Source organism: Anaerobacillus sp. ABD4_527 (genome assembly GCF_056160805.1).
The window spans coordinates 1120549-1132589 of sequence record NZ_JBSWXZ010000001.1 but is presented as its reverse complement, the minus strand read 5'-3'; the positions used below and the strand labels follow the sequence as shown (position 1 = coordinate 1132589).

At 41.5% G+C, this 12041-nt stretch carries 12 protein-coding genes; 11 read left to right on the top strand and 1 reads right to left on the bottom strand.

Annotation, left to right across the window (positions count from 1 at the left end):
- Window positions 1-30 precede the first annotated feature (30 nt).
- The 9 genes from hemW (at window position 31) to deoC (ending at window position 10125) form a co-directional block, all read left to right on the top strand.
- Entirely contained in the window at window positions 31-1173 is a 1143-nt protein-coding gene (gene hemW / locus ACXAHI_RS06010; protein ID WP_474846678.1) for a radical SAM family heme chaperone HemW, read from the top strand.
- 167 nt (window positions 1174-1340) lie between these two features.
- A complete protein-coding gene (gene hrcA, locus ACXAHI_RS06005) occupies window positions 1341-2381 on the top strand; it encodes a heat-inducible transcriptional repressor HrcA (protein WP_270179342.1) in 1041 nt (346 codons plus the stop codon).
- 49 nt (window positions 2382-2430) lie between these two features.
- Entirely contained in the window at window positions 2431-3036 is a 606-nt protein-coding gene (gene grpE, locus ACXAHI_RS06000) for a nucleotide exchange factor GrpE (protein ID WP_474848091.1), read from the top strand.
- A gap of 30 nt (window positions 3037-3066) precedes the next feature.
- Window positions 3067-4905 carry a molecular chaperone DnaK gene (gene dnaK, locus ACXAHI_RS05995; protein WP_474846676.1) on the top strand — a complete coding sequence of 613 codons (1839 nt, stop codon included), beginning with the start codon at window positions 3067-3069 and terminating at the stop codon, window positions 4903-4905.
- A 216-nt stretch (window positions 4906-5121) separates the two neighbouring features.
- A complete protein-coding gene (gene dnaJ, locus ACXAHI_RS05990; RefSeq protein ID WP_474846674.1) occupies window positions 5122-6231 on the top strand; it encodes a molecular chaperone DnaJ in 1110 nt (369 codons plus the stop codon).
- 94 nt (window positions 6232-6325) lie between these two features.
- A complete protein-coding gene (gene prmA, locus ACXAHI_RS05985) occupies window positions 6326-7270 on the top strand; it encodes a 50S ribosomal protein L11 methyltransferase (RefSeq protein WP_474846672.1) in 945 nt (314 codons plus the stop codon).
- A gap of 8 nt (window positions 7271-7278) precedes the next feature.
- Window positions 7279-8031 (top strand): 16S rRNA (uracil(1498)-N(3))-methyltransferase, encoded by a 753-nt coding sequence (locus tag ACXAHI_RS05980; protein ID WP_474846670.1) that lies wholly within the window; start codon window positions 7279-7281, stop codon window positions 8029-8031.
- 4 nt (window positions 8032-8035) lie between these two features.
- Complete coding sequence (gene mtaB, locus ACXAHI_RS05975; protein WP_474846668.1) at window positions 8036-9391, top strand: tRNA (N(6)-L-threonylcarbamoyladenosine(37)-C(2))-methylthiotransferase MtaB; 1356 nt, start codon at window positions 8036-8038, stop codon at window positions 9389-9391.
- A gap of 62 nt (window positions 9392-9453) precedes the next feature.
- Window positions 9454-10125 carry a deoxyribose-phosphate aldolase gene (deoC, locus tag ACXAHI_RS05970; RefSeq protein WP_474846666.1) on the top strand — a complete coding sequence of 224 codons (672 nt, stop codon included), beginning with the start codon at window positions 9454-9456 and terminating at the stop codon, window positions 10123-10125.
- Between the two features lie 35 nt (window positions 10126-10160).
- On the opposite strand, the gene ACXAHI_RS05965 is transcribed toward deoC, so the two are convergent.
- The gene (locus ACXAHI_RS05965) at window positions 10161-11093 is read right to left on the bottom strand and encodes a Na/Pi symporter (RefSeq protein ID WP_474846664.1); all 933 of its coding nucleotides are present in this window, start codon (window positions 11091-11093) and stop codon (window positions 10161-10163) included.
- Window positions 11094-11283: 190 nt separating this feature from the next.
- Between ACXAHI_RS05965 and rpsU the strand changes: the two genes are divergently transcribed.
- Together rpsU and ACXAHI_RS05955 are read left to right on the top strand one after the other, a co-directional pair.
- Entirely contained in the window at window positions 11284-11460 is a 177-nt protein-coding gene (rpsU, locus tag ACXAHI_RS05960; protein ID WP_224593651.1) for a 30S ribosomal protein S21, read from the top strand.
- Window positions 11461-11477: 17 nt separating this feature from the next.
- A complete protein-coding gene (locus tag ACXAHI_RS05955) occupies window positions 11478-11921 on the top strand; it encodes a GatB/YqeY domain-containing protein (protein WP_270179334.1) in 444 nt (147 codons plus the stop codon).
- Window positions 11922-12041 lie beyond the last annotated feature (120 nt).

Sequence of the window (12041 nt, the reverse complement as noted above, 5' to 3'; positions counted from 1 at the left end):
TTAGATTATGATTAGAAAGCAGTGATTAAAATGGTCAACGCTGTTTATTTACACATTCCATTTTGTGATTATATATGTCATTATTGTGATTTTAATAAAGTGTTTATGCAGGGGCAGCCTGTCGTAGAGTATCTTGACCACATGGATATCGAGATGGAAAGAACACTCAATCGATTTCCTACATCTTCTATCAGTACTATTTTCGTTGGGGGAGGTACCCCTACCGCCCTAAACGATCAGCAGCTAGAACAATTTCTGCACTCAGTTACTAGCAGATTCCAGCCATACGTAGTAGAAGGGTTAGAGTTTACCATGGAAGCGAATCCAGGTAGCGTTACACCACGTAAATTAGAAATCATGAAAAGGTACGGTGTGAACAGGCTTAGTATTGGGGCGCAGGCGTTTCAGGATTCTTTATTAAAACGTCTTGGAAGAGGTCATAATGTAGAGGAGATCGGTGAGATCGTAACGATGGCCAAGCATGCAGGGTTTGAGAACCTCTCTCTAGATCTAATGTTTGGGCTACCAGAACAAACACTAGAGCAATTATCAAGTTCGATTGATGAAGCGGTCAAACTTGGGATCACTCATATTTCTTCTTATTCGCTTCAAGTTGAGAAGAAGACCGTGTTTTATAATCAATGGAGAAAAGGCGAACTACCTCTACCGACTGAAGAAACTGAAGCTGAGATGTATGCTGAGCTAATTCGACGTTTAGAAGAAAAAGGATTCAACCAATATGAAATAAGCAATTTCGCGTTACCTGGTTATGAAAGTCAACATAACATCACGTACTGGAAGAACAATGAATATTACGGAATCGGTGCTGGAGCCCATAGTTATGTTGATGGGGTGAGACGTGCGAACGCAGGTCCTCTGAAACAATATATGACTAAGATCGATGAACATGGTTTCCCTTATATGGATGAAAATGAACTTACAAAGGGCGAAATGATGGAAGAAGAGATGTTCATGGGTCTTCGCATGAGAGAGGGCGTATCAAAACAAACGTTTGAGATAAAATACAACCAGTCCATCGAATCCGTTTTTGGTGAGCAGCTAACAAATCTAATCGACAAGGAATTGCTAAAGGATACAGGAAGTCATATCGCTTTAACAGAACGAGGGTTTTTCCTAGGAAATGAAGTATTTCAGGAATTTCTTGCAGTGTAACCGTTCCGTATTAGTCAAATATGGAACGCTCCACGTTTGAAAAGCGGGGTTTTAAAGCATCTCTCACAACACGTAACGTAATCATTGACAACTAAAATAATTTTCTGTTACCTTATTATTAGATTTAGCACTCGAGGAAATAGAGTGCTAACAGAGGTGATGAGAGGATGTTAACTGAACGTCAACTGTTTATTTTACAGATTTTGATCGAGGATTACATTCGCACTGCTGAAGCTGTAGGATCACGCACGCTCTCAAAGCGAAAAGAAGTAACGTTTAGTTCAGCTACTATTCGTAATGAGCTTGCAGATTTAGAAGACATGGGGTTTATTGAGAAAACCCACAGTTCTTCAGGTCGAGTTCCTTCAGAGAAAGGCTATCGCTTCTATGTAGACAATCTTCTATCACCGCCAGTCTTATCTAACAGTGATGTGAAAGATATTCACTCACTTTTTGCAGAAAAAATGGTCGAAGTTGAGAAAGTTATCCAGCAATCTGCTAAGATCCTTTCTGAACTAACACAGTATACATCGATTATTCTTGGTCCTGAGGTTTTTGAAACAAAGCTTCGCCAGGTGCAAATCATACCACTCTCGAAAGAGACGGCCGTCGTAATTCTGGTAGCTGACAGTGGTCACGTGGAGAATCAAACCATTAAGATTCCACCATCTGTAAGCATGTCTGATATCGAAAAGGTCGTTAACATTATGAATGAGCGTCTCAAGGACGTTCCATTAGTATCACTTAAATCGACCATGATGCAAGAGATGGCTACAGTCTTGAAAAAACACATAGAAAACTATAATCAAGTGAATACGATGCTTGATAATCTTTTTCTCTATACCAATGCAGAAAAAGTGTACTACGGTGGTAAGACGAACATTCTAGCTCAACCCGAATTCAAAGATGTTGAGAAAGTAAGACTATTATTAAACACCTTTGAGCAGGATGATTTGATGTACAACATCCTTCGTCCTGAGAAGAAAGGGATCGAAGTTAGAATCGGTCAGGAGAATGATCTTGAGGCGATGCAGGAATGTAGTATCGTGACAGCAGACTACTTTATCGAAGGGAAACGTATGGGGTCTCTCGCTTTGCTTGGACCAACGAGAATGGAATATCACCGTTCGATGAGTCTTTTAGGCTTTCTTGCGAATGACCTTACGAGTACATTGACTGAGCGATATCGAAGTTTCAAACACTGGTAATTTGGTAATAGTGAAAAAGGTGGGAGATCGATATCTTCCATCTATTTCTATGAATATACATGTAGATTACGTTGGGGAGGTGAAATTCGTGGAAAAGCAGAACAGTCATCATGAGGAAGAGATAGTAACTGAAGAAGCTGAAAATCTTGAACAAGAAGTTGAAGAAAATGAGGAATCTGAGGTTGTCGAACCTGAAATGAATGAGGAATCAGAGCTTGAAAGCTTGCAGAAGCAAGTTGATGAGCTTGAAAATAAATATTTGCGTACACAGGCGGAGTATGATAATTTCCGTCGTAGAACGCGTGAAGAGCGCAGTGCTGATGCGAAATATCGTTCTCAAAAACTTGCTGAAGAACTTCTACCAGCAATCGATAATTTTGAGCGAGCGCTTGCTGTTCAAAGCGATCATGAAGAAGTGAATTCTCTACTAACTGGCATGGAGATGGTCTATCGTCAGCTAAAAGATGCCCTTGAAAAAGAAGGTATTGAGGAAGTTGGAGCACAAGGGGAAGAATTTAACCCTCACCTGCATCAGGCGGTTATGCAAGTTGAATCAGATGAGTATGATTCAGATGTCATTGTAGAAGTATTGCAAAAAGGGTACAAGTTGAACGAGCGTGTCCTTAGACCAGCAATGGTAAAAGTAAGCTCATAATTACATATGAAGATATAGGAGGTAGAAACAATGAGTAAGATTATTGGTATTGATCTTGGTACAACAAACTCTTGTATTGCTGTTATGGAAGGCGGCGAAGCAACGGTAATTCCTAACCCAGAAGGTAACCGTACAACACCTTCAGTAGTAGCATTCAAAGATGATGAAAGACTAGTGGGTGAGGTTGCAAAACGTCAAGCGATCACGAACCCAAACACAATTCAGTCAATCAAACGTCATATGGGTACAGACTACAAAGTAGATGTAGAAGGTAAGTCTTATTCTCCACAGGAGATTTCAGCAATTATTCTTCAAAAGCTTAAGTCTTACGCAGAAGACTATCTTGGCGAAGGCGTAGAAAAAGCTGTCATCACAGTACCTGCATACTTTAACGATGCTGAACGTCAAGCAACAAAAGATGCTGGTAAAGTTGCTGGTCTAGAAGTTGAGCGTATTGTGAACGAGCCAACGGCTGCAGCGCTTGCTTATGGGCTAGATAAAGAAGACGAAGATCAAACTATCCTTGTCTTTGACCTTGGTGGTGGTACGTTCGACGTATCTATCCTTGAATTAGGCGGAGGCGTATTCGAAGTTAAATCAACAGCTGGTGACAACCGTCTAGGTGGAGATGACTTTGACCAAGTGATCATCGATCACCTTGTTGCTGAATTCAAGAAAGAGAACGGTGTAGATCTTTCTCAAGATAAGATGGCACTTCAGCGTTTGAAAGATGCTGCTGAGAAAGCGAAGAAAGACCTTTCTGGAGTAGCTCAAACTCAAATTTCACTACCATTTATCACGGCTGATGCTTCTGGTCCAAAACACCTTGAGCTTAACTTGACTCGTGCTAAATTCGAAGAACTTTCTGCAAACCTTGTAGAACGTACAATGGGACCTACTCGTCAGGCTCTTAAAGATGCTGGTATGTCACCTTCTGAAATTGACAAGGTTATCCTTGTAGGTGGTTCTACTCGAATTCCTGCAGTACAAGATGCGATCAAGAAAGAAACTGGTCAAGATCCACATAAAGGCGTTAACCCTGATGAAGTAGTTGCACTTGGTGCAGCAATCCAGGCTGGTGTTATCGCTGGTGATGTGAAGGACGTTGTTCTTCTAGACGTAACGCCACTTTCACTTGGTATCGAAACGATGGGCGGCGTATTTACGAAGCTTATCGAGCGTAATACAACGATTCCAACAAGTAAGTCACAAACGTTCTCAACTGCTGCTGATAACCAGCCTTCAGTAGACATCCATGTTCTACAAGGTGAGCGTGAAATGGCTCAATATAACAAGACTCTCGGTCGCTTCCAGTTGACGGACATTCCTCCAGCACCAAGAGGAACTCCTCAGATCGAAGTATCATTCGATATCGACAAGAACGGTATCGTGAACGTTCGTGCGAAGGACCTAGGCACAAACAAAGAGCAATCCATCACGATTAAATCATCAAGCGGTCTTTCTGATGATGAGATCGAAAACATGGTAAAAGATGCTGAAGCGAACGCTGAAGAAGATAAGAAGCGTCGTGAAGAAGTTGAAACTCGTAACGAAGCTGATCAGCTAGTATTCACAACTGAGAAAACTCTAAAAGACCTTGAAGGTCAAGTAGAGGAAGAAGAAGTGAACAAAGCTAATGAAGCAAAAGATAAAGTCAAAGCAGCTCTAGAGAATGATGACATTGAAGCGATTCGTTCAGCGAAAGATGAACTTCAAGAAGTTGTTCAAGCTCTAACGACTAAGATGTATGAGCAAGCAGCTCAAGCTCAACAGGCTCAGCAAGCCGAAGGCGCTGGTTCTGAAGCAAAGCAAGATGACAACGTCGTTGATGCTGAATACGAAGAAGTAAATGAAGACGATAAAAAGTAATAAATAAGATAAAGAAAAAGTCAAAGTCAAGCGTATCTCGGCTTTGACTTTTTTCTTAGTGTAAGCATGTTCTTAATAATAGATGGCAATTAGGTCCATTCTATCTTTCGTTTAAGATGACGTGGTCAGCCTACGGGTCTTGCAATATAGTATTGCGGTTCGTAATAAATCAATGGTAAGATAAAGGTTATGTGAAGAGAATCGGGAGTGGATACGATGAGTAAACGAGACTATTATGAGGTGCTTGGCGTAAGCAAAGATGCCTCAGAAGCTGAGATGAAAAAAGCTTATCGAAAGCTTGCTAAACAATACCACCCGGATATCAACCAGGAACCGGGGGCAGATGAAAAGTTCAAGGAAATAACTGAAGCATACGAAGTGCTGAAGGATCCACAGAAAAAGGCGCAATATGATCAGTTTGGTCATACTGATCCTAACCAAGGATTTGGTGGCGCAGGTGGCGACTTTGGTGGCTTCGGCGATATTTTCGATATGTTCTTTGGCGGTGGAGGTCGAAGGAATCCAAACGCGCCTAGACAAGGTGCTGATCTTCAATACGCGATGACACTTACTTTTGAAGAAGCGGCTTTCGGAAAAGAAACAGATATTTATATTCCGAAAGAAGAAGATTGTTCGACATGTGACGGATCAGGAGCGAAGCCTGGAACAACACCGGAAACGTGCCACCATTGTGGAGGAAATGGACAGCTTAACGTTGAGCAGAACACACCGTTTGGTCGTGTTGTGAACCGAAGAGTATGTCATCACTGTGAAGGTACAGGCAAGCTGATTAAAGACAAATGTAAAACGTGCCGCGGAAAAGGTAAAGTTGAAGTTAAGAAGAAGATTCATGTAAAGATGCCTGCTGGAATCGATGAAGGGCAACAGATTCGAATCACAGGAAAAGGTGAAGAGGGCGTAAACGGAGGACCTCCAGGAGATCTTTTCGTTGTCGTCTATGTTAAGCCTCATGAGTTTTATGAGAGAAATGGAGACGACGTGCATTGTGAAATGCCGATTACATTTGCTCAAGCTGGACTTGGGGATGAAATCGAAGTTCCAACATTGCATGGTAAGGTCATGCTAAAAGTTCCTGCTGGAACGCAAAGCGGCACGAACTTCAGGTTGAAGGGCAAAGGTATACAAAATGTACGTGGTTACGGTCAAGGTGATCAGCACGTGAAGATCCAAGTTGTAACTCCGAAACATTTAACTGATCGCCAAAAAGAACTTTTACGAGAATTTGGTGAGATATCTGGGCAAGTACCTGAGGAACAGCACGAGAATTTTTTCGCTAAAGTGAAAAAAGCGTTTAAAGGGGATTAACAAAGGAGAAAGCTGGTAACAGGAAGCAGGTCTAATGATTAGACCTGCCTGTTTCCTTTCCGAGAAAAAAGGATCCAAAGAGGAGTGGAAATGAATGAAATGGTCTGAGATTAGCATTCATACAACAAATGAAGCGATAGAAGCAGTATCGAATATATTGCATGAAGCCGGTGCAAGTGGGGTGGTTATAGAAGACCCTATGGACCTTGTTAAAGTTTGGGATACCTCGTTCGGAGAAGTCTACCAGCTTAATCCAGATGATTACCCTGAAGAAGGGGTTGTTCTTAAAGCATACTTACCTGTGAATAGTTTTCTTGGTGAAACCGTTGAACAAATAAAGGAAGCGATCAATGGGTTGCTTGTGTATGATATCGACCTTGGACGAAACACAGTTCAGATTAGTGAAGTGAATGAAGAAGAATGGGCAACAGCTTGGAAGAAGTACTATAAACCAGTCAAAATATCTGAACGAATAACCATCACTCCAACTTGGGAAGAGTACACGCCAGTTAATACCGATGAGATCATTATTGAACTTGACCCAGGAATGGCTTTTGGAACAGGAACTCACCCGACGACCGTTATGTGTGTTCAAGCGCTTGAAAGGATTATTGAACCTGGTCAAAAGGTGATCGATGTTGGAACGGGCTCTGGAGTATTAAGTATTGCCGCTGCAAGCCTCGGAGCTGAAACTGTTGAGGCGTTAGACCTTGATGATATCGCTGTTAAGAGTGCGTACTTGAACGCAAAACTTAATAAAATTCATAATAAGATTGACGTCAGACAGAACAACTTACTTGATAATGTAGAGGATACGTATGACGTGGTCGTTGCAAACCTTCTATCGGAAATCATAGTGCGTTTTACTGATGATGTAGCGAGAGTACTTAAGCCTGGTGGAGCGTTCATTACTTCAGGTATTATTACCGCGAAAAAGCAAGAAGTTAAGCAGTCGATCATTGAACAAGGTCTTGTAATAGAGGAAACTCTCCAAATGGAAGACTGGGTCGCTTTCATAGCTAGAAAGCCCGTTGAGTAGGGAATTCAATGCAAAGATATTTCATTCCCGATGCTACCATCAATGAAGAGGCGATTAAGATTGACGGTGAAGATGTAAAGCATATAGCTAAAGTGATGAGGATGGAGGCGGGCGATGAAATCATCGTTTGTTCTTCTTCTGGCCAATCAGCTGTATGCCAATTAACAAGTGTTGACCAAGGACAGGTGATGGCGAAGCCTGTTCGATGGTTAGATGAAGACAAGCGTCTGCCGCTATGTGTGACCATCGTTCAAGGTTTACCAAAAGGGGATAAATTGGAGTTGGTCATCCAAAAAGGCACAGAGCTTGGAGCAGATCAGTTTGTTCCTTTTAAAGCAGAGCGTTCTATTGTAAAATGGGATAAGCAAAAAAGCGACAAAAAGCTACAAAGGTTAAATAAGATTGCAAAAGAAGCCGCAGAACAATCTCATCGAACGACGATTCCCGCAATCGATGAGCCTTGCACGCTCTCACAGCTTATCGAATTAAGCGAGTCTTATGACCATAAGATCATTGCTTTTGAAGAAGAAGCAAAAGCTGGAGAATCTTCAAAGCTTGCTCAAACGCTTCAACAAGCGAATGAGAATGACCGTTTCCTAGTTGTATTTGGTCCTGAGGGTGGTCTCTCAGACAATGAAGTAAGAAAACTTGAAGAGTCAGGTTTCACTTCCTGTGGTCTGGGTCCACGAATTTTGCGAACTGAGACGGCTGCTTTATATGTACTTGCAGCGATCTCATATCATTTTGAATTAATGAGGTGATCCTATGCCTTCAGTTGCTTTCCATACATTAGGTTGTAAAGTGAATCATTATGAAACGGAAGCGATATGGCAGTTATTTAAAGAACAAGACTATGAAAGAGTCGAGTTCGATCATGCTTCGGACGTATATGTTATCAATACGTGTACGGTTACGAATACTGGTGACAAGAAGAGTCGCCAGGTTATTAGGCGTGCGATCAGAAAGAACCCAGATGCAGTCATCTGTGTTACGGGCTGCTACGCACAAACGTCCCCTGCAGAAATAATGGCGATACCAGGGGTAGACGTTGTAGTTGGTACACAAGACAGAGTTAAAATGCTCGATTATATCGAACAATATAAACGAGAAAGAGAGCCTGTAAACGGCGTAAGCAATATTATGAAGGCTCGAGTATATGAAGAACTAGAGGTACCCGCCTTTACTGACAGGACTCGTGCGTCCCTGAAGATTCAAGAAGGTTGTAATAACTTCTGTACGTTCTGTATCATTCCATGGGCTAGAGGTCTCCTACGCTCTAGAGAACCAGAAGCAGTTATTGAACAGGCGCAACAGCTTGTTCAGGCTGGATATAAGGAGATTGTTCTTACAGGCATTCACACAGCAGGATATGGAGAAGACCTGAAAGATTACAATTTTGCTCAACTTTTACGTGATTTGGACGCAAAAGTTGATGGTTTGAAGCGTATTAGGATTTCTTCAATCGAAGCGAGCCAGGTTACTGATGAAGTAATTGAGGTATTGAATGCTTCGGACAAAGTAGTTCCACACCTTCATATTCCACTTCAGTCTGGATCGAATACGGTTCTTCAAAGAATGAGAAGAAAATATACGATGGAAATGTTTGGAGAACGTCTTGTGCGTTTGAAAAAGGCTCTACCTGGACTCGCGATTACGTCTGATGTAATCGTTGGCTTCCCTGGTGAAACTGACGAAGAGTTCAAGGAAACATATGACTTTATTTCAAAACACAAATTCTCAGAACTACACGTTTTCCCATTTTCTAAACGTACAGGAACACCTGCTGCAAGAATGGACGATCAGGTTGATGAAGACGTGAAGAATAAACGCGTTCATCAATTGATTGAGCTTTCGAATCAGCTTGCAAAAGAGTATGCTTCACAATATGAAGGTGAAGTACTGGAAGTAATTCCCGAAGAAAAATTCAAAGATTCACCTGAATCTAACTTATATGTAGGGTATACTGCTAACTATATGAAGGTAATTGTTGAAGCTTCTGAAGAAATGATCGGTAAGATTGTTAAAGTAAAGATCACGAAAGCTGGATACCCTTATAACGAAGGACAGTTTGTTAGAGTGATGAACGAAGAGGAACCAGCTTCAGCTGTTGCATCATTATAAATTTAGGAACTGCCGAACTCCTTAAGTTTCGGCATACATAAGATTTGGAAGGATGATATGAAATGAACCAAGAACTAGCAAACATGATCGATCACACTGCACTTAAACCTGATACTACTCGTGAGCAAGTAGAAAAGCTTTGTAAAGAAGCAAGAGAGTTTAATTTTGCATCTGTATGTGTAAACCCTACATGGATTACATTAGCAGCTGATATGCTTAAAGGTGCAGAAGCGAAAGTATGTACAGTAATCGGTTTCCCACTTGGAGCTACGACTACTGAAACAAAAGCATTTGAAACGAAAGATGCAATCGAAAAAGGTGCAACTGAAGTGGATATGGTAATCAATATCGCTGAGTTAAAAGCGGGTAACGATGACTATATCGTTAACGACATCAATGCCGTTGTAGAAGCAGCAAAAGGCAAAGCACTCGTAAAAGTTATCATTGAAACGTGCCTTCTAACTGACGAAGAGAAAAAGCGTGCTTGTGAACTAGCTGTTAAAGCTGGTACAGATTACGTGAAAACTTCTACTGGATTCTCTACTGGTGGTGCAACTCCTGAAGATATTAAGCTTATGAGAGAAACTGTTGGACCTGAAATCGGCGTTAAAGCTTCAGGTGGCGTTCGTGACCTTGCAGGAGCTCAAGCAATGATTGATGCTGGTGCTACTCGTATCGGTGCTAGCGCAGGAGTAAAAATCGTACAAGGCGAAACTGCTGACACAGATTATTAAGAGTAACTAAAAACCAACCCCTAGGGGTTGGTTTTTTATATTGCCTTTCCGCCATGTAGGCGTTCGATCATAGTAGCAAGTATGCCGGCTAAAGGTAAGAATAGTAGGGATGAAAACACATTGAAAATGATTGAGACGTGAGCGAGTTGCACATCTGGTAATGTGGTAACGTATTCCACCATTCTACTGAACACGTCGATTAAAGGATAAAACAACAATACACCAAGAACATTGATCCAAATGTGTGCATATGCTGATAATTTTGCTTCTTTCGAACTGCCGATACTTGCGAGCCATGCAGTTACACATGTGCCGATGTTAGCTCCATATAGAATAGCGATTGCAGAAGGAAGTGTAAGCAGGTCTTGATTGATGAAGCTCATCGTGATTCCAGTCGTAGCTGAGCTAGATTGAATAAGTGCGGTAAGGATCGTTCCAATTCCTATCCCGTAGAGTAAACTCGTGTTCGTTTCGTTAATAATGTGATCGAAAAAAGATAATGATGATAGCGGAATGGACATTGCTTCAAGCCCGTGCATCGAGACAAAGATACATCCTAGTCCAAACAAAACTGTTCCGATACTAAAAAGGATTTGTTTTCTAATCTGTAAGAAGATGAAGCCTACGATCAATAAAGGTATCGTAAACTGATCAGGATTCAACGTCATGAGTTCTGCTGTAATCGTAGTACCGATGTTAGCACCGAGAATAATACCGATTGATTGTCTAAATGTTAACAGCTTTGTGGCGATCAGCCCTACAGTTATAACCATGACAGCTGAGCTGCTCTGGATGAGGGCAGTCACAAGCATCCCCATGATAAGACCTCGAAAAGGAGTTGCAGTCATCGAGGTTAACAATCTCTCAACCTTAGCTTGAGAGAACGTTTGGAGGCCGATGCGAAGAATCGCCATACCAAATAGAAAGATACTGATAAATACGATAAACGATGCCACGTAGGGACTCATATCCCGCCATCTCCTCTCCATAAAAAGTGTATGGACAGGACCGGAAACACATGCTTGTTTTTTATCAACATAAAAAATCAATTAAAGAAATGTTGATAAACCTTTCGGCATGTATTATAATTGCAGGTGACATGTCTTTGTTAGAAAGTCATGTGTTATGATTGTGTATGTTTTGGAGGGAGGGATAGAGATGGCGGAAACTCGCGTGCGTAAGAACGAGTCGATCGATGATGCTCTGCGTCGCTTCAAGAGAACGGTTTCTAAAGAAGGCACTTTGGCTGAAGTTAAGAAGCGCAAGCACTATGAAAAGCCAAGTGTAAAGCGTAAAAAGAAATCTGAGGCAGCAAGGAAAAAGCGTAAGTTCTAAGAGAGGGTGTTAGGTCAGTGAGTCTAAATGACCGTTTAACAGCAGATATGAAAGTAGCGATGAAGAACAAGGAAAAGCAGAAACTATCTGTTATTCGTATGGTGAAATCTTCACTTCAGAATGAGTCCATTAAATTGGGTCATGACCTGACGGAAGAAGAAGAACTTACCGTTCTCACTCGCGAAGTTAAGCAACGCAAAGACTCCCTCCAAGAATTTGACAAAGCTGGTCGAAGTGATCTTGTGCAGAATCTCGATGAAGAGCTGTCGATTTTAACTGCCTACCTGCCGAAACAATTGTCTGAAGAGGAAGTTGAAACACTAGTTCAGCAAGTGATTGCAGAGACTGGTGCTACTTCCAAACAGGAAATGGGTAAGGTAATGGGTGCGCTTATGCCTAAAGTAAAAGGCAAAGCGGACGGCGGACTTGTAAATCGCCTTGTACAAAAGAACTTATCATAAATATGATCAAGCTAAATCACGCCCTGTGTAAGCAGGGCGTGTTTTTATGTATTGTGTCACAATTCTTGCTAGCTTTTCCGTATTCAATTTGTCATACTTATAGTAAATTACATACATTTT